The organism is Mesorhizobium sp. M2E.F.Ca.ET.209.01.1.1, from assembly GCF_004010375.2.
Classification (GTDB): Bacteria; Pseudomonadota; Alphaproteobacteria; order Rhizobiales; family Rhizobiaceae; genus Mesorhizobium.
In genome coordinates this window covers 154,892-170,868 of record NZ_SADP02000004.1, presented here as the reverse complement: position 1 = coordinate 170,868, position 15,977 = coordinate 154,892, and the positions used below count along the sequence as shown (strand labels likewise).

At 64.2% G+C, this 15,977-nt stretch carries 20 protein-coding genes; 13 read left to right on the top strand and 7 right to left on the bottom strand.

Annotation, left to right across the window (positions count from 1 at the left end; genetic code table 11):
* Positions 1 to 4: 4 nt before the first annotated feature.
* From EN852_RS09920 to EN852_RS09910, 3 genes are read right to left on the bottom strand one after another with little or no spacing between them, the layout of a single operon-like run.
* Entirely contained in the window at positions 5 to 481 is a 477-nt protein-coding gene (locus EN852_RS09920) for an SRPBCC domain-containing protein (RefSeq protein ID WP_127875172.1), read from the bottom strand.
* Positions 478 to 792 carry a metalloregulator ArsR/SmtB family transcription factor gene (locus tag EN852_RS09915; protein ID WP_127875173.1) on the bottom strand — a complete coding sequence of 105 codons (315 nt, stop codon included), beginning with the start codon at positions 790 to 792 and terminating at the stop codon, positions 478 to 480. The genes EN852_RS09920 and EN852_RS09915 overlap by 4 nt, the downstream gene beginning before the upstream one ends.
* Positions 793 to 836: 44 nt before the next feature.
* A complete protein-coding gene (locus EN852_RS09910; RefSeq protein ID WP_246694226.1) occupies positions 837 to 1,217 on the bottom strand; it encodes a cupin domain-containing protein in 381 nt (126 codons plus the stop codon).
* 194 nt (positions 1,218 to 1,411) lie between these two features.
* Between EN852_RS09910 and EN852_RS09905 the strand changes: the two genes are divergently transcribed.
* The 3 genes from EN852_RS09905 to EN852_RS09895 are packed head-to-tail and all read left to right on the top strand — an operon-like array spanning position 1,412 to position 2,816.
* On the top strand, positions 1,412 to 1,936 hold the full coding sequence (locus EN852_RS09905) for a single-stranded DNA-binding protein (RefSeq protein WP_127875174.1): 525 nt from the start codon (positions 1,412 to 1,414) through the stop codon (positions 1,934 to 1,936).
* A gap of 36 nt (positions 1,937 to 1,972) precedes the next feature.
* Positions 1,973 to 2,371, top strand: a complete 399-nt coding sequence (locus tag EN852_RS09900) for a DUF2306 domain-containing protein (protein ID WP_127875175.1) — start codon at positions 1,973 to 1,975, stop codon at positions 2,369 to 2,371.
* 19 nt (positions 2,372 to 2,390) lie between these two features.
* Entirely contained in the window at positions 2,391 to 2,816 is a 426-nt protein-coding gene (locus EN852_RS09895; RefSeq protein WP_127875176.1) for an OsmC family protein, read from the top strand.
* Between the two features lie 17 nt (positions 2,817 to 2,833).
* Here the strand turns inward: EN852_RS09895 and EN852_RS09890 are convergent, their stop codons facing one another.
* Both EN852_RS09890 and EN852_RS09885 read right to left on the bottom strand, forming a co-directional pair.
* On the bottom strand, positions 2,834 to 3,463 hold the full coding sequence (locus EN852_RS09890; RefSeq protein WP_042642668.1) for a MarC family protein: 630 nt from the start codon (positions 3,461 to 3,463) through the stop codon (positions 2,834 to 2,836).
* A gap of 529 nt (positions 3,464 to 3,992) precedes the next feature.
* Positions 3,993 to 4,526 carry a hypothetical protein gene (locus EN852_RS09885; RefSeq protein ID WP_127875177.1) on the bottom strand — a complete coding sequence of 178 codons (534 nt, stop codon included), beginning with the start codon at positions 4,524 to 4,526 and terminating at the stop codon, positions 3,993 to 3,995.
* An 85-nt stretch (positions 4,527 to 4,611) separates the two neighbouring features.
* Between EN852_RS09885 and EN852_RS09880 the strand changes: the two genes are divergently transcribed.
* Positions 4,612 to 5,436 (top strand): AraC family transcriptional regulator, encoded by an 825-nt coding sequence (locus EN852_RS09880; RefSeq protein ID WP_127875178.1) that lies wholly within the window; start codon positions 4,612 to 4,614, stop codon positions 5,434 to 5,436.
* 30 nt (positions 5,437 to 5,466) lie between these two features.
* Here the strand turns inward: EN852_RS09880 and EN852_RS09875 are convergent, their stop codons facing one another.
* Positions 5,467 to 7,200, bottom strand: coding sequence for a SulP family inorganic anion transporter (locus EN852_RS09875; protein ID WP_246694243.1), 1,734 nt, complete (start codon positions 7,198 to 7,200; stop codon positions 5,467 to 5,469).
* Between the two features lie 186 nt (positions 7,201 to 7,386).
* Here EN852_RS09875 and gyrA point away from each other — a divergent pair, with 186 nt between their 5' ends.
* Positions 7,387 to 10,173: a DNA gyrase subunit A gene (gene gyrA / locus EN852_RS09870; RefSeq protein WP_127863856.1), complete on the top strand. Its 2,787-nt coding sequence runs from the start codon at positions 7,387 to 7,389 to the stop codon at positions 10,171 to 10,173.
* 51 nt (positions 10,174 to 10,224) lie between these two features.
* Here gyrA and EN852_RS09865 read toward each other — a convergent pair whose 3' ends face one another.
* Complete coding sequence (locus EN852_RS09865; protein WP_095765297.1) at positions 10,225 to 10,377, bottom strand: hypothetical protein; 153 nt, start codon at positions 10,375 to 10,377, stop codon at positions 10,225 to 10,227.
* A gap of 194 nt (positions 10,378 to 10,571) precedes the next feature.
* On the opposite strand from EN852_RS09865, the gene coaD reads away from it, so the two are divergent.
* From coaD to EN852_RS09825, 8 genes are all read left to right on the top strand, one after another.
* Positions 10,572 to 11,072 carry a pantetheine-phosphate adenylyltransferase gene (gene coaD, locus EN852_RS09860; protein WP_127863857.1) on the top strand — a complete coding sequence of 167 codons (501 nt, stop codon included), beginning with the start codon at positions 10,572 to 10,574 and terminating at the stop codon, positions 11,070 to 11,072.
* Between the two features lie 126 nt (positions 11,073 to 11,198).
* Entirely contained in the window at positions 11,199 to 11,696 is a 498-nt protein-coding gene (locus EN852_RS09855; protein ID WP_246694242.1) for a peptidylprolyl isomerase, read from the top strand.
* A gap of 30 nt (positions 11,697 to 11,726) precedes the next feature.
* The gene (locus tag EN852_RS09850) at positions 11,727 to 12,239 is read left to right on the top strand and encodes a peptidylprolyl isomerase (protein ID WP_040987166.1); all 513 of its coding nucleotides are present in this window, start codon (positions 11,727 to 11,729) and stop codon (positions 12,237 to 12,239) included.
* Between the two features lie 10 nt (positions 12,240 to 12,249).
* The gene (locus EN852_RS09845) at positions 12,250 to 12,699 is read left to right on the top strand and encodes a DMT family transporter (RefSeq protein ID WP_127875180.1); all 450 of its coding nucleotides are present in this window, start codon (positions 12,250 to 12,252) and stop codon (positions 12,697 to 12,699) included.
* The gene (gene queA, locus EN852_RS09840) at positions 12,699 to 13,787 is read left to right on the top strand and encodes a tRNA preQ1(34) S-adenosylmethionine ribosyltransferase-isomerase QueA (RefSeq protein ID WP_127875181.1); all 1,089 of its coding nucleotides are present in this window, start codon (positions 12,699 to 12,701) and stop codon (positions 13,785 to 13,787) included. Before EN852_RS09845 ends, queA begins: the two co-directional genes overlap by 1 nt.
* A complete protein-coding gene (locus tag EN852_RS09835; RefSeq protein ID WP_127875182.1) occupies positions 13,777 to 14,046 on the top strand; it encodes a hypothetical protein in 270 nt (89 codons plus the stop codon). The genes queA and EN852_RS09835 overlap by 11 nt, the downstream gene beginning before the upstream one ends.
* Positions 14,039 to 15,169 (top strand): tRNA guanosine(34) transglycosylase Tgt, encoded by a 1,131-nt coding sequence (gene tgt, locus EN852_RS09830; RefSeq protein WP_127875183.1) that lies wholly within the window; start codon positions 14,039 to 14,041, stop codon positions 15,167 to 15,169. Before EN852_RS09835 ends, tgt begins: the two co-directional genes overlap by 8 nt.
* Positions 15,170 to 15,234: 65 nt before the next feature.
* The gene (locus tag EN852_RS09825) at positions 15,235 to 15,960 is read left to right on the top strand and encodes an SDR family NAD(P)-dependent oxidoreductase (RefSeq protein ID WP_127875184.1); all 726 of its coding nucleotides are present in this window, start codon (positions 15,235 to 15,237) and stop codon (positions 15,958 to 15,960) included.
* Positions 15,961 to 15,977: the final 17 nt, after the last annotated feature.

The following is a 15,977-nucleotide window of genomic DNA, read 5'->3' as shown; positions in this document are numbered from 1 at the left end:
CTTTTCAGGCCGCGCGCAACATCATTGAAGGCGCATTGGCGGCGATTGGGTTCTTGCGCGCATGAAGCGAGAGCCCGCAGCCGGCGCCGGCAATGGCCAGAACAGGCTCCGCCACCGGCATGAAACCGTCATGGACGATGCGGAGATGCGTGCCTCCGGAGGCGGTGCGGGCGAGCGTGAAGGTGACGATGCTGTCAAAGGCAGGGAGCTGGTCCGCGTCCTTCGCGCCGGGCCACTCGCGCCAGGAATAACGCAGCAGCTTGCCGGGCTCGGCCTCGAGCACTTCGCATTCTATCGGCGCATTCGGTCCGGCAAAGGCGAAGCGGCTGCCGCCTTCCGCCTTGATGTCGTTCGGCATCATCCAGGCGGCGAGGAGCTCCGGCTCGGTCAGCGCCCGCCATACTTTCTCCGGCGGATCGGAAAGATCGCATTCGAAGCTGAGCGGCGCCTCGGCCGCTGTCGGGTTCTCTGCCTTGGTCATTGGTCCATTCCCTTCAGAACCGTCTTCAACTTCTCGATGCGCTCCGGCCAGAAGGCGCGGTAGCGTTCGACCCAGCCGAGCAGCGGATCGAGCCCTTGCGGATCGGCGCGGTAATAGGCGTTGCGGCCGGCACGCCGCTCGAGCACCAGGCCGGCGCCGCGCAGCACGGCAAGGTGCTGCGAGACCGCCGGCTGCGACACGCTCATGCCGGCGCGCAGCTCGCTCACGCTCATCTCGCTGGCCGTCAGGCGTTCGTAGACAGCGCGACGGGTGGGGTCGGCGAGCGCTCGGAAAATCTCTGCTTCGATCATGAGGAAAGCATAAGTCGATACTTATTGATTTGGCAAGCGCCATTTTAAGGCGTCCAGCGTTTCACCGGCTCCGCGGCTCCGTCGAAGCTTGCCTCGAAGATCGGCGACGCGAGCACGGCATGGATGTGAAGCGTGCCGGAACCAACGTTTCGAAAGCCATGTCTGCGGTGCGCGGGAATGATCAGCGACTGTGCCGCGGCGAGTACGGCCCGTCGGTCGTCGATCCACATTTCGGCTTCGCCGGCAATCACCGTCAGCACTTCCTCGACCGTATGCGAATGCGTTGGCGCGCCGGTTCCCGGTTCCACCCACTGCTCGAATATGCAGAGCTCGGCCCCGCCATTGGCGGCAGCAATGTGCATGCGGGTTTCCACTCCGGCCCGCCACGTTTCGCGCGGCCGATCCTTATGGGTGATGATGTTCATTCGAATGTCCCCTTTGTTTCCAATGCAAGAACACTACCTCTTGGTGACAATCCTTGACAGAAGTAGCGGTCAAGACTAGAACGAAAAGAGAACAAAAACCTTGTGGGAAAAGCCAGCCTTTACGGGCATGGGTGGCCTCAAGGCTGTAAGGTGAGCGACTTAAAATTTGTTTCGGATGAGCGCGGAGAAGTAAGATGGCGGGTAGCGTCAACAAGGTCATTCTGGTCGGCAATCTCGGGGCGGACCCGGAAATCCGCCGCCTGAATTCCGGCGATCCGGTTGTCAACATCCGCGTCGCCACCTCGGAAAGCTGGCGCGACAAGAACTCGGGCGAGCGCAAGGAAAAGACCGAGTGGCACAATGTCGTGATCTTTAACGACCAGCTCGCCAAGGTGGCCGAGCAGTATTTGAAGAAGGGCATGAAGGTCTATGTCGAAGGCCAGCTGCAGACCCGCAAATGGCAGGACCAGACCGGCAATGACCGCTACACGACCGAGATCGTGCTGCAGAAATTCCGCGGTGAATTGCAGATGCTTGACGCGCGTGGCGAGGGCGGCGGCGGCCAGGTCGGCAACTATACCGGCGGCAGCAGCAGCCGCGGTTCCGATTTCGGCCAGTCCGGCCCCAACGAAGGTTTCAGCCGCGGCGGCGGCGGCGGTTCCAGGGGCGGCGGTGGCGGCGGCTCGTCGCGCGAGCTGGACGACGAGATCCCGTTCTAAGCGTCTCTCGACATGATCGTTTAGGGGGAAGGCGCGATGTCGCTCGGACCGCTTCTGTCGGCGCCTCCTCCCATTCCATGGCATGCCTTCGCGGCCTTCGCCGCTTTGGCCATCGGTGGCGCCCAGCTGGCGCTGCCGAAAGGCAATGTGCGTCACCGCGTGCTGGGCTATGCCTGGGTGGCGCTGATGCTGGTCATCGCCATATCGAGCTTCTGGATCCAGCAGATACGGCTCGTCGGTCCGTTCAGCCCGATCCATCTGTTGTCGATCCTGGTGCTGGTCACCGTGCCGCTGGCGGTCTGGCATGCGCGCAACCACCGTGTGGCGAAGCACCGCAAGGTGATGATCTCGCTCTATTTCTTCGGTTTGATCGGCGCGGGCGTCTTCACGCTGCTGCCGGGGCGAATTATGCACGCCGTGGTGTTCGGCCAGTAACCCCGTAAGGAAGATCATCGTGAAAGCACGCGTCAAATGGGTTGAGGAACGCACTTTTGTCGGCGAGTCCGGCAGCGGCCATAAGGTCGTGCTTGGCACCGCGCATGGACCGGAAGGCCGGACGCCGGGACCGAGCCCGATGGAGCTGGTGCTGATCGGCACCGGCGGCTGCTCGGCCTATGATGTCGTGCACATCCTCGAGAAAGGCCGCGAGGCGATCGAGGATTGTGTCGTGGAACTCGACGCCGACCGGGCCGAGACCGACCCGAAAGTGTTCACCCGCATCCACATGCATTTCATCGTCAAGGGCAGAGCCCTGTCGCACGACAAGGTGAAACGGGCGATCAACCTCTCGATCGAGAAATATTGCTCGGCTAGCGCCATGATGGCCAAGACCGCGACGCTTACGCATGATTTCGAAGTGATCGAGACGGGGGCCAAGTAAGGCAGTAGGGGTGTCGCTCAAGCGGCCATCAGCGCTCTGACGCCGTCGGCCACGAACTGCACTGCCAGCGCCGCCAGGATCACGCCCAGCAATCTGGTCAGGATCGAGCGGCCGGTCTGGCCGAGGATGCGGTCGATGCGTTCCGACAGCACGAACACCAGATAGGTGATGACGAGGCAGAGAAAGATGATGCCGACCAGGGCTGCCTGAGCGGCAAAGCCCTCGAAATGTCCCGACAGCAGCACGGTCGCCGAAATGGCGCCGGGGCCGGCGATCAGCGGGATCGCCAGCGGGAAGGCGGCGATGTTGTGGATCATGTCCTTGGTGATCGCGACGTCGCCGATCTTCTCCTTGCGGTCCTGGCGGCGCTCGAACACCATTTCGAAGGCGATGAAGAACAAGAGAAAACCGCCCGCGACGCGGAAAGCCGGCAGCGTGATGCCGAACACCGACAGGATCGAGGCGCCGGCAATCGCAAACAGCGCCATCACCAGGAAGCCGATTACCGACGCGCGCACCGAGACCTGCTGGCGCTCCTCGCGGTTCATGCCGCGCGTGACGGCGAGGAAGAGCGGCGCCAGCCCCGGCGGGTCGATGGTCACCAGGATGGTGACGAAGGCGTTGAACAGGCTGTCGAAACTCGGCATCGCTGGTCCCCTCCCGCCAGGCGAAGCCCAGCCTCTGCAATTGGTAGAGCAAAGCCCGGGCGCTGGAAACAGCCGGGAGGGGAAATGGGTGCGCGAAGCTGTGAAAGCAACTGGGACAGCGCCCTCCTCGCCGTCACCGAAGCTGCCAATCTGCCCCAAAGTGGCTACGCTATGCACATCTTTCGTGACTGGCGTGACTGATCGGGCCAAGGCTTGATTGCCGCGTGGTTCCCCCAATCCGTCGCTGCTTCGCAGCGCCACCTTTCCCCCCTCCGGAGGGAAAGGAGGGGAGCCTTGCTGGAGGAGCGTTAACGGCAAAAAAGCCTAGCGCCTTTCCTCTACCCCGTCGATCGGGGGAGAGGTGGCTCGGCGAAGCCGAGACGAAGTGGGGGGTCGACCAGCGCGGCAGAAGAAATGCATGCGCCAAGCTGCCATGCACGCCATCACCAAAGTGTGCATGCCCTAGCCGCAAGTGGGGGAGATGCCCGGCAGGGCAGAGGGGGCGCGAAGGATCGCGGCTTTTCGATCGCTATCGAGCTTCATTCACGCGCCGCGCTAAAAACTCGACCTCCATGCGCCAGGTCGCTCCGCCGTCATGGGAGCGCTCGCCCAGCCAGCGGAACGAGTTTTCGGTGATGCGTGAAAAGCTCCAGCGCACCGACGCGCCGGTGCCATCCGCGCCGACCTGGACAATCGTGTCGTCCTCGGCGCGGCCGAGCTGGCGGCTGTAATACTGATTGCGCGGATCGCTCCAGAAGATGTGCCAGGCATCCGCGCCGGGGTCGTAGACGCGCAATGTCGTGCCGTAGAAGGTCCACGGTCCGAGCGATGGCGAGGGACCGGCGTCGCGCGCGGGCAGGATCCATACGTCCTGTACCGCCCGGCCTTCCAGGACCCAGCCGAAATGCACCTCGCCGCGGCCCGTCAGTCTGGTCCCGTCATCCAGGATGCGTGTGGCATCGAACGTCCAGGCGCCGATGAAGCGGCCGTAGAGCTTCAGCTTTTCGGCGAGATCCGGATTGGGGCTACCGCTGTGCAGGGCTTCGGCAAAAGAATCGATCATGGCTGCTGCCTCGTTTGTCAGGAGAGGGCGAGCAGTAACGGCATTGCGGGGTTCTGCGCTTGGGAAAAATTGCTATCTTTCGGTGATGGCGACGACTAATAAAACCGTTGCTTCGGGACCTGGTTGGCAGGTGTCCGACGTGATCTGCACCGCCGCCGCCGGCGACAGGCCGTTCGAGGAGGAGCATCGCGCCTTCTGCGTCGCCGCGGTGACCAATGGCACGTTCCGCTACCGCACGCGCCAGGGCACGGCAATGCTGGCGCCAGGCGCCATCCTGCTTGGAAACCCCGGCACCTGCTATGAATGCGGGCATGAGCACGGCGCCGGCGACCGCTGCCTTTCCTTCCATTTTTCGCCGGCCTATCTAGAGCGCGTCGTGGCCGAACTGCCGGGCTCAAAGCGCCTGGGCTTCGCCGATCCGCGCCTGCCGCCCTTGCTGTCGCTGACGCCGGTGCTGGCCGAGGCGGAGGCCGCGCGGGAAAGGGGCGACAACGAGGCGTTCGAGGAACTCGGCCTGCGCATCGCCGGCGCGGTGGTCGCGGCCGCAGCCGGTTCTTCCGGAACTGTCCGCACGCCCAGCCGCCGCGACCAGAAACGGGTTGCCGAAGCGGTGCGGCTGATCGAGCTCAACGCCGAACGGCCGCTCTCGCTGACCGAGCTCGCCGACAGCACGGCAACCAGCCCGTATCATTTCCTGCGCATTTTCCGGCAGGTTGCCGGCATGACGCCCTATCAGTTCCTGTTGAAGATCAGGCTGCACCGCGCCGCGGTGCGCCTGGCTAGCTCGGACGCGTCGGTCTCGACGATCGCTTTCGATGCAGGCTTCAACGACCTGTCGACCTTCAATCGCCGGTTCCGGCGCCAGATGGGGGAGACGCCGGGCGCCTATCGCGCCCGGCGCGTTGGCTGAAAAAGCCTGCCGCTGCCCGTCGGGGGTCGATCATGGCACGCTACACCGTTCTTGTTGCTGCGGTTTCCCAGGACCAAGTGTGTTGATCGCCGCGTCGACGCTGTGGAATATCCGCTCTGTGCCAACAATTTCAGCGATGCCGAACCGCTTGAGCGCCGCCTGGGCGCGCAGCGATTCCATGCGTGCGATAGCAAAGACCGCGCCTTTGTCGCGACAATGGTGGATGGTCTCGATCAGCGCCTGAGCGGCCGTATAGTCGATCTCGACGATGTTGCTGGCCTCCAGCACCACCAGCTTCACGTCGTCTCTCCTGGCGTCGATCAGGTCGGCGAGGCCGCGCTTGAAACGGTCGGCGTTGACGAAGGAAAGCGGCGCCTGGAACGCCGCCACCAGCACGCCAGGATGCTGTTCACCCGGGCTGGAACTGCTCGGCGGCCACCAGACCGAGGTGCCCGGCACCTGCGCCAGCTCGATCGGCTCGGTGCGCGTCGAGCCCCAGATGCCGTGCAGCAGCGACAGGCCGATGCCGATCGCGACGCCGGTTTCGATCGGCAGGACGACGATCGCGATCATGGTGATCAGGATCAGCGCGAACTCGACCGGCGCCTGGCGCCAGACCTTGGCGAAGACCTGCCAGCGCAGGATGTGCTGGGCCACGAACATCAGCACGCCGGCAAGCGCAGCCTGCGGCACATTGGCAAGCAGGCTGCCGCCGAAAGCGCCGAGCGCAAGCACGATGGCCGCCGCGATCAGGCCCGAAAGCTGCGAGCGGCCGCCTGTCTGGGCAACGATGGCCGTGCGCGGCGGGCTGGCGTTGACGGCAAAGGCGCCGAACAGGCCGGCCAGGATGCTGCCCGCGCCGACGCCGACGAAATCGCGGTTGACGTCGGGCGCTTCGCCATCCCGCGGCGGGAAGGAGCGGCTGGTGGCCGCCGTCTGCACCATGACGACGATGGCGATCAGCAATGCCAGCGGGATAAGGGCCTGCGCGTCGTGGAAGTCGGCGGTCGGCATGCCGGGGACCGGCAAGCCGTTCGGCAAGGCGCCGAGCACCTCGACGCCCCTGCTCTTCAAGTCGAAGGCGACAAAGCCAAGCGTCGCCAGGACCATGCCGATCAACGCCGCCGGGATCCGCGCGCTGACCTGTCCGGCGGCGAAGACGATGGCGAAGACGCCGAGGCCGATTGCCAGGCTCCAGGGATTGGTGAGGTGGAGATTGGCGGCGATCTCGCCAGCGCGCCGCACCGTCTCGCCGCTTTCGGCCGGCAGGCCGAGCAAGGAGGGCAGTTGCGAGACGATGATATGGACGGAAATGCCGGCGAGGAAACCGGTCGTGACCGGCACGGACAGGAGATCGGCAATCCAGCCGAGACGGAAAATGCCGCTGAGCGCCACCAGCAGCCCCACCATCAGCGCCAGCATGGCAGCCAGCGCCAGGTAATGCGGCGAGCCGGCGGTGGCGATCAGCGCCAGGCCGCCGGCGAACAGAGGCGTGATCGTCGAATCCGCGCCCGCCGACAACTGGCGGTTGGCGCCGAGCAGCGCGAAGGCGACCGAGCCGGCGACGAAAGTGAAAAAGCCGATCTCCGGCGCGAAACCGCCGAGGCGCGCCGTCGCCATCTGTTCGGGAATGGCGATCGCCGCGAGCGTGATGCCTGCCGCTAGGTCGCCATTGAGGTCTTTTGTCGTCCAGCCGCTCAAGGCGCGCAGGGGCAACCAGGAGTTCGCCGCGACTGCCGCGCCCATCTCAGGGTGACGATCCATTGCCGGCCTATGCCCCTTCAACCGCGACTTCGGGGCGAAATGCACTGTGGCCATATCGTCGCAATCTGCGGTATCCATTTGAAATTACCATCAAAATTGTCTCTGGAAAAGTCCGGCCGACATTGGAGTTTCGGCGAGGCTTCCTATATAAGCATGCAGTGATTCCCGACTGGATTGTGACCTGATTTGACCGACCAGAAGACACCGCGCGGGCCGGACGGCGGCCCCACCGGCATCGAGCCGATTTCGATCATCGAGGAGATGCAGCGCTCCTATCTCGATTACGCCATGAGCGTGATCGTCAGCCGCGCGCTGCCCGATGTGCGCGACGGCCTGAAGCCGGTGCACCGGCGCATCCTCTACGCTATGCAAGAGGGCGGTTACCACTGGAACCGCAAGCATGTGAAATCGTCGCGCATCGTCGGCGACGTGATGGGTAAATACCATCCGCATGGCGACGCCTCGATCTATGACGCTTTGGTGCGCATGGCGCAGGATTGGTCGCTGCGCGTGCCGCTGATCGACGGGCAGGGCAATTTCGGCTCCATCGACGCCGACCCGCCCGCGGCCATGCGCTACACCGAGTCGCGGCTCACCAAGGTCGCGCATGAGCTCCTGGAGGATATCGACAAGGAAACGGTCGATTTTCAGGACAATTACGACGGCGCCGAACAAGAGCCGAAGGTATTGCCCGCGCGCTTCCCGAACCTTCTGGTCAACGGTTCCGGCGGCATCGCCGTCGGCATGGCCACCAACATTCCGCCGCACAACCTGAGCGAAGTCTGCAACGGCGCCATCGCCCTCATCGACAACCCGGCCATCGATCTGCCGGCGCTGATGGAGATCGTGCCCGGCCCCGATTTTCCGACCGGCGGCATCGTGCTTGGCCGCTCCGGCATCTACAGCGCCTATTCCACCGGCCGCGGCTCGATCGTCATGCGCGGCCGCGTCGAGATCGAAAGGCGCGGCAACGACCGTGAATCCATCGTCGTCACCGAGATTCCCTATCAGGTGAACAAGGCGGCGATGATCGAGAAGATGGCCGAGCTGGTGCGCGAAAAGCGCATCGACGGCATTTCCGACATCCGCGACGAGAGCGACCGCCAGGGCTACAGGGTCGTCATCGAGCTGAAGCGCGAGGCCGTCGCCGACGTCATCCTCAACCAGCTTTACCGCTTCACGCCGCTGCAGACGTCGTTCGGCGCCAACATGGTGGCGCTGAACGGCGGCAAGCCGGAAGTGATGACGCTGATCGACATGCTGAAAGCCTTTGTCGGCTTCCGCGAGGAGGTGATCAGCCGCCGCACCAAATACCTGCTGCGCAAGGCGCGCGAGCGGGCGCATGTGCTGGTCGGCCTGGCGATCGCCGTCGCCAACATCGACGAGGTGATCAAGCTCATCCGCACCGCGCCCGATCCGCAGACGGCGCGCGAGCAGTTGATGGAGCGGCGCTGGCCGTCGCATGACGTCGCTCCGCTGATCAAGCTGATCGACGACCCGCGCCACCGCATCAACGAGGACGGCACCTACAATCTCTCCGAGGAACAGGCTCGCGCCATCCTCGATCTGCGCCTGCAGCGCCTGACCGCGCTCGGCCGCGACGAGATCGCCGACGAGTTGAACAAGATCGGCGCTGAGATCGTTGATTTCCTTGATATTTTGTCGTCTCGCGCACGCATCCAGCAGATCGTCAAGGACGAGCTGATCGCGGTCCGCGACGAGTTCGGCACGCCGCGCCGCACCGAGCTCTCCGAGGGCGGAGCGGATATGGAAGACGAGGACCTGATCCAGCGCGAGGACATGGTCGTCACCGTCAGCCATTCCGGCTACATCAAGCGCGTGCCGCTGTCGCTCTACCGGGCGCAGCGCCGCGGCGGCAAGGGCCGCTCCGGCATGTCGACCAAAGAAGAGGATTTCGTCACAAGGCTGTTCGTGGCCAACACGCACACGCCGGTGCTGTTCTTCTCCTCGCGCGGCATCGTCTACAAGGAAAAGGTCTGGCGGCTGCCGATCGGCAACCCGCAATCGCGCGGCAAGGCGCTGATCAACATGCTGCCGCTCGAGCAGGGCGAGCGCATCACCACGATCATGCCGCTGCCCGAGGACGAGAGCAGCTGGGGCGAGCTCGACGTGATGTTCGCCACCACGCGCGGCACCGTGCGCCGCAACAAACTGTCCGACTTCGTCCAGGTCAACCGCAACGGCAAGATCGCCATGAAGCTGGAGGAAGAGGGCGACGAGATCCTCGGCGTCGAGACCTGCACCGACAATGACGACGTGCTGCTCACGGCGAATTCCGGCCAGTGCATCCGTTTCCCGGTCTCCGACGTGCGCGTCTTCCAGAGCCGCAATTCCGTCGGCGTGCGCGGCATAAGCATGGCCGAGACCGACCGCATCATCTCGATGTCGATCATCGAGAATGTCGATGCGTCACCCGCAGAGCGCGCCGCCTATCTGAAGCGTGCGGCGGCCGAGCGCCGGCTTGCCGCCGGCGGAGCGGGCGAGGAAGAGGAGATCGCGCTCACCAATGAGGAGGTCGGCGAGGAAGCCGAGCTTTCCGACGAGCGTTACGAGTTCCTCAAGGCGCATGAGCAGCTCGTGCTGACGGTAACGGAATACGGCTACGGCAAGCGCTCGTCGTCCTATGATTTCCGCCTGACGGGTCGCGGCGGCAAGGGCATCCGCGCCACCGACGTGTCGAAGACGGCCGAGATCGGCCGCCTGGTCGCGACCTTCCCCGTCGGCAATGACGATCAGATCATGCTGGTTTCGGACGGCGGCACGGTGATCCGGGTGCCGGTCAACGGCATACGCTTCGCCAGCCGCGCCACCAAGGGCGTGACGATCTTCAACACGGCCGAAGGCGAAAAGGTTGTCTCGGTGGAGCGGATTTCGGAGCCGCAGTCGGACGAAGAGGCGGAAGACGTGGCTTCGAACGAGGCCGGTGCGGACGATACGGGCGGGAGCGAATAGGATCTCGTCCGGCTCAACCGGCCCGTTGGGCCGGTTCGGTCATGATGGGGATCAGTGGCGGCGGTAGACGTTGCGGTGGGCGAAACCATCGAGGCGCTTGGTGTTGGCCTTGACGCGCACCCGCGCCGCTTCCTGATGCAACCCGAATGCGGTCGCGATGAGCATCACGATGGTCATTGCTGTGGCAAGCATGTAGATCAGCATTTGCGTGTTCTCCTGCGCTTACAACGGATCAAATGGTGATTTGGTTTCACCTCTTGAAGCGGCAACCTAGTGAACGCTGCGTGAAACGTTCGTGATCGTCGCATTCATCTGTCGTTCATGTCCGCGAAATGGTTCACGGATGCCCGCAATTAATCGGATTTGCCTTCCGTACGCCCGCCCGCTAGAAGCCTGCCATGACCGAACGCACCGCCCTTTACGCTGGCTCCTTCGACCCGCTGACCAACGGCCATCTCGATGTGCTGAAAGCCTCGCTGGCGGTGGCCGACACCGTCTATGCTGCAATCGGCATCCATCCAGGCAAGAAGCCGTTGTTTTCCTTCGAGGAACGCGTGCAACTGATCGAGGCCGCGACCAAGGCCGAATTCGGCAAGGATAGCGGTCGCATCAAGGTCGTTTCCTTCGATGGGCTGGTCATCGACGCGGCCCGCAAGCACGGCGCCTCGATCATCATCCGGGGACTGCGCGACGGCACCGACCTCGATTACGAGATGCAGATGGCCGGCATGAACGAGACGATGGCGCCGGAACTGCAGACGGTTTTTCTCCCCGCCAGCCCGTCGGTGCGCACCATTACCGCCACACTCGTGCGCCAGATTGCCTCGATGGGCGGCGACATCCGTCCATTCGTGCCGGCGGCCGTTGCCGGCGCGCTTACCGCCAAGTTCACCAAATAGGCTTTCCCGGAGATCCCCATGCAGCTGAAGAAGCTTGCTTCGTTCCTCGTCGTGCTTGCCGGCCTTTTCGCGGCATCCCTTTTCTCGGTATCTGGGCCGGCCGTTGCCGCCGACAAGGAAAACACCATGATCATCACGCTCAAGGATGGCGACGTGACCATCGCGCTGCGCCCCGACCTGGCGCCCAAGCATGTCGCGCAGATCAAGAAGCTGGTGCGCGACGGCGCCTATGACAATGTCGCCTTCCACCGCGTCATCGACGGCTTCATGGCGCAGACGGGCGACGTCAAGTTTGGCAACATGAAGAAGGGCTTCAACGCCGAAGCCGTCGGCACCGGCGGTTCCGACCTGCCCGACCTGCCGGCCGAGTTCTCGCAGAGCGAGCAGTTCACGCGCGGCGTGGTCGGCATGGCCCGCTCCCAGGACCCGAATTCGGCCAACTCGCAGTTCTTCATCATGTTCGCGCCGGCGCCGAACCTCGATGGTCAGTACACGATCGTCGGCAAGGTGGAGAGCGGCATGGACCTCGTCGACAAGATCAAGAAGGGCGACGAGGCCGACAACGGCACGGTCGCCGACCCCGACCGCATGATCAAGGTTCGCATCGCCGCCGACGGCAAATAAACCCCTCAATTTTCAAAAAGGATTTCTGACATGGCTGAGATCAAGGACCGCGAGAACGCGCTCATCATGGAAACGACCAAGGGCCAGGTCGTCATCGAAATGTATCCCGAACTGGCCCCCGGCCACGTCGCCCGCATCAAGGAGCTGGCGCGTGAGGGCGCCTATGACGGCGTGGTTTTCCACCGCGTCATCGACGGCTTCATGGCGCAGACCGGCGACGTCAAGTTCGGCAATTCGAGCAAGCCCACCTATGCGCCGTCGCGCGCGGGCATGGGCGGCTCCGACAAGCCGGACCTGAAGGCCGAGTTCTCCAACGCCAATCACGGCCGCGGCGCTTGCTCTATGGCTCGGGCCCAGAACCCGAACTCGGCGAATTCGCAGTTCTTCATCTGTTTCGACGACGCCGCCTTCCTCAACCGCCAGTACACGGTGTGGGGCCAGGTCATCGAAGGCATGGAGAATGTCGACAAGATCAAGCGCGGCGAGCCGGTGCAGGATCCTGACAAGATCGTGTCGCTGAAGGTCGCGGCCGACGTCAAGTAAAGGCGGAACAATGATGGGCGCAGTCTGGTCCCTGCTTGGCATCCTGTCGGGCGCCTTCATCGCCGTCCAGGCGCCTATCAATTCGCAACTGGCGCGCGGCCTCGGCCTTCCCGTGGCCGCCGCCGCGTTCTCCTTCCTGTCGGGTGCCATCGTGCTTGGCATCATTGCCTTCGCGGTGGTGAGGCTGCAGGGCATCTCGCTCGACTGGAAGGCGCCGGCGCCCTGGCTGTTCATCGCCGGCGGCATGCTCGGCGGCTTCTATGTCACGCTCTCCACCATTCTCACGCCGCGCATTGGCGCCGCGGCTCTCATGGCCTTCCTGGTCGCCGGGCAGTTGCTCGCCGGCATGCTGATCGACCGCGTCGGCTTCCTTGGCGTCGCGGTGCGCGAAATTTCGCTCGGCCGTGTCGCCGGCGCGGTAATGCTGCTCGCCGGGGCGCTGCTCGTCCGGCTTTTCTGATGCGTGTCGACCTGTTCGACTTCGACCTGCCGGAGGAGCGCATTGCGCTTCGCCCGGCGGAGCCGCGCGACAGCGCCAGGCTGCTGGTCGTTAAACCGGGCGAACCATTGCAGGACCGCATCGTCTCCGATCTGCCGTCGCTGCTAAGGGAAGGCGACATGCTGGTGTTCAACGACACCAAGGTCATCCCGGCGCAACTGAAGGGCATGCGCAAGCGCGGCGAGGCCGTGGCGCAGGTCGAGGCGACGCTGCATATGCGCGTGGCGCCGGACCGCTGGCAGGCCTTCATGCGGCCAGGCAAGCGCATCGCCGCAGGCGACCGCATCCATTTCGGCCATGACGGCAACTCCTGCTTCCTCGGCCAGCTCGATGCGACGGTGCTCGAGAAGGGCGAGGCGGGCGAGGCGCTGCTCGGCTTCGACCTCTCCGGGCCGTTCCTCGACGAGGCACTGCATGCCGTCGGCCACATTCCGCTGCCGCCTTATATCGCCTCCAAGCGCGACGACGACGAGCGCGACCGCGCCGACTACCAGACCATCTATGCCAGGGAAGAGGGCGCCGTCGCGGCCCCCACCGCCGGGCTGCATTTCACGCCGGAGCTGTTTGCCGCGCTCGACGCCAAAGGCATCGAACGCCGTTTCGTCACGCTGCATGTCGGCGCCGGCACCTTCCTGCCGGTCAAGGCGGACGACACGGCCGACCACAAGATGCATGCCGAGACCGGCGCGGTAAGTGCCGAGACAGCGGCGGCGCTCAACGCGGCCAGGGCGCGGGGAGGGCGGATCGTCTGCGTCGGCACGACATCACTGCGGCTTCTGGAGAGCGCTGCTCGCGCGGACGGCAGGATCGAGCCCTGGTCCGGACCGACCGACATCTTCATCACGCCCGGCTACCGCTTCCGCACCGCCGACATGCTGATGACCAATTTCCATCTGCCGCGCTCGACGCTGTTCATGCTGGTCTCGGCCTTCAGAGGGCTGGAGACGATGCGTGCGGCCTATGCGCATGCCATCGAGAACCGCTACAGGTTCTACTCCTATGGCGACGCCAGCCTGCTTTACCGAGCGGAGACGAGCGATGGACAATGATCTCGACGGCATGGACCGCGACACGCTGATCGCGGAAGTGAGGAAGCTGCGCGCCGGCATCCGGGCGCATCGCGATACGACCGGGCATGATCTGTGCTGGCATCATCCCGATCTATGGGACCTTTTGCCGGAAAAGACCGAGCCTGCGATCGCCGTGCCGCCCTGGCCGAAATTCATGCGCGGCTGCATCCGCTACCGGCAGTCGCTCGACGAGCAGGCGCCCGATGCGCCGGTGCACGACAAGGAATTCAATGGCTGAGACTTTTTCCTTCAAGGTGCTTGCCACCGACGGCAAGGCCAGGCGTGGCCTTGTCTCGATGCCGCGCGGCGAGATCCGCACGCCGGCCTTCATGCCGGTCGGCACAGGCGGCACCGTCAAGGCCATGTATATGGATCAGGTGCGCGGCGTCGGCGCCGACATCATCCTCGGCAACACCTATCATCTGATGCTGCGGCCCGGCGCTGAGCGCGTGGCCAGGCTCGGCGGATTGCACGAGTTCGCGCGCTGGCCGCATCCGATCCTGACCGACAGCGGCGGCTTCCAGGTCATGTCGCTGTCGAAGCTCAGGAAATTGACCGAACAGGGCGTCACCTTCCGCTCGCATATTGACGGCGCGCCTTACGAAATGTCACCGGAACGGTCGATCGAGATCCAGGGACTGCTCGATTCCGACATCCAGATGCAGCTCGACGAATGCACAGCACTTCCGGCCAAGCCCAAGGAGATCGAGCGCGCCATGGAGTTGTCGCTGCGTTGGGCCGAGCGCTGCAAGACGGCGTTCGGCGACCAGCCGGGCAAGGCGATGTTCGGCATCGTCCAGGGCGGCGACAGCGCGCCGATGCGCGTGCGTTCGGCGCAGGCGCTGAAGGCGATGGATCTGAAAGGCTATGCCGTCGGCGGGCTGGCTGTCGGCGAGCCGCAGCAAGTGATGCTGGAGATGCTCGACATCACCTGCCCGGAACTGCCGGCCGACAAGCCGCGCTACCTGATGGGCGTCGGCACGCCGGACGATATATTGAAATCGGTGGCACGCGGCATCGACATGTTCGACTGCGTGATGCCGACGCGCGCCGGCCGCCATGGCCTGGCCTATACGCGCCGCGGCAAGATCAATCTCAGGAATGCCCGCCATGCCGACGATCCGCGGCCGCTCGACGAGGAAAGCGATTGCCCGGCGGCGCGCGATTATTCGCGCGCCTACCTGCACCACCTCGTGCGTTCGCAGGAATCGCTTGGCGCCATGCTGCTGAGCTGGAACAACCTGTCCTATTATCAGAAGCTGATGCAGGACATCCGGGCGGCCATCGAGGCGCAGGCTTTTGAAGCGCGCGCCGCCGAGATCGCCAAAGGCTGGGCGAGGGGCGACATTCCGGCGATCTAGCCGCTGGTCTCGCTGATTGACGGACGTTCTGCCTGGGAGCAGAGTCCTGTCTTGAGGGATCAGCCATGGCTGTGACGTTCGATTTCGCCGGCAAGACGGCGATCGTGACCGGTGGATCGAGGGGCATCGGCAAGGCCGTAGCCATGCAACTGGCGCGATCCGGATGTGACGTCTGGATATGGGATGCCGATCCAGCGCCACTCGACGGAACCCGCAGCCAGACAGTCGATGTAACCAAGGCAGGCGATATCGGAAATGCGCTGAGCGAAGTGATCGCCGAGAGCGGCCGGGTCGATATTCTCGTCAACAATGCCGGCTATCTCGGCCCGTATCGCAGCTTCGAGGCTTTCGAGCCGGCCGAGTGGCAGCGCATCATCGGGATCAATCTCATCGGGACGTTCGAGGTCACACATCAGGTTTTGCCGTTCATGCGCAAGACCGGCAGCGGCCGCATCGTCAATATGGGGTCGCTGGCCGGCAAGGAGGGATTGCCTAATCTTGCGGCCTATTCGGCGGCGAGCGCAGGTATCATCGCTTTTACCAAAGCCTTGTCGCGTGAAGTCAGTGACACCGATATCCGCGTCAATTGCGTCGCGCCGGGGCCGATCGATACCGAGCTTATCAGGCGACTTGGCAATCAAGTCGTCAGCGACATGATCGGCGCAAGTCCGCTCAAGCGCCTTGGCGCCGTCGACGAGGTCGCGGCGCTGGTGCTCTGGCTTTGCTCGGATGCCGTCAGCTTCAACACGGGCGCGGTATTCGACATGTCCGGCGGCAGGGCTCGCTACTGAACACCGGTTTATGTGCT

Coding starts and splice junctions, on each gene's coding strand:
- EN852_RS09835 (WP_127875182.1), top strand. CDS start 13,777: ATGGACAATGATCTCGACGGCATGGACCGCGACACGCTGATCGCGGAA.
- EN852_RS09905 (WP_127875174.1), top strand. CDS start 1,412: ATGGCGGGTAGCGTCAACAAGGTCATTCTGGTCGGCAATCTCGGGGCG.
- tgt (WP_127875183.1), top strand. CDS start 14,039: ATGGCTGAGACTTTTTCCTTCAAGGTGCTTGCCACCGACGGCAAGGCC.
- coaD (WP_127863857.1), top strand. CDS start 10,572: ATGACCGAACGCACCGCCCTTTACGCTGGCTCCTTCGACCCGCTGACC.
- EN852_RS09890 (WP_042642668.1), bottom strand. CDS start 3,463: ATGCCGAGTTTCGACAGCCTGTTCAACGCCTTCGTCACCATCCTGGTG.
- EN852_RS09910 (WP_246694226.1), bottom strand. CDS start 1,217: ATGAACATCATCACCCATAAGGATCGGCCGCGCGAAACGTGGCGGGCC.
- EN852_RS09885 (WP_127875177.1), bottom strand. CDS start 4,526: ATGATCGATTCTTTTGCCGAAGCCCTGCACAGCGGTAGCCCCAATCCG.
- EN852_RS09915 (WP_127875173.1), bottom strand. CDS start 792: ATGATCGAAGCAGAGATTTTCCGAGCGCTCGCCGACCCCACCCGTCGC.
- EN852_RS09850 (WP_040987166.1), top strand. CDS start 11,727: ATGGCTGAGATCAAGGACCGCGAGAACGCGCTCATCATGGAAACGACC.
- EN852_RS09920 (WP_127875172.1), bottom strand. CDS start 481: ATGACCAAGGCAGAGAACCCGACAGCGGCCGAGGCGCCGCTCAGCTTC.
- EN852_RS09825 (WP_127875184.1), top strand. CDS start 15,235: ATGGCTGTGACGTTCGATTTCGCCGGCAAGACGGCGATCGTGACCGGT.
- EN852_RS09875 (WP_246694243.1), bottom strand. CDS start 7,200: ATGGATCGTCACCCTGAGATGGGCGCGGCAGTCGCGGCGAACTCCTGG.
- queA (WP_127875181.1), top strand. CDS start 12,699: ATGCGTGTCGACCTGTTCGACTTCGACCTGCCGGAGGAGCGCATTGCG.
- EN852_RS09855 (WP_246694242.1), top strand. CDS start 11,199: ATGATCATCACGCTCAAGGATGGCGACGTGACCATCGCGCTGCGCCCC.
- EN852_RS09845 (WP_127875180.1), top strand. CDS start 12,250: ATGATGGGCGCAGTCTGGTCCCTGCTTGGCATCCTGTCGGGCGCCTTC.
- EN852_RS09900 (WP_127875175.1), top strand. CDS start 1,973: ATGTCGCTCGGACCGCTTCTGTCGGCGCCTCCTCCCATTCCATGGCAT.
- EN852_RS09880 (WP_127875178.1), top strand. CDS start 4,612: ATGGCGACGACTAATAAAACCGTTGCTTCGGGACCTGGTTGGCAGGTG.
- EN852_RS09865 (WP_095765297.1), bottom strand. CDS start 10,377: ATGCTGATCTACATGCTTGCCACAGCAATGACCATCGTGATGCTCATC.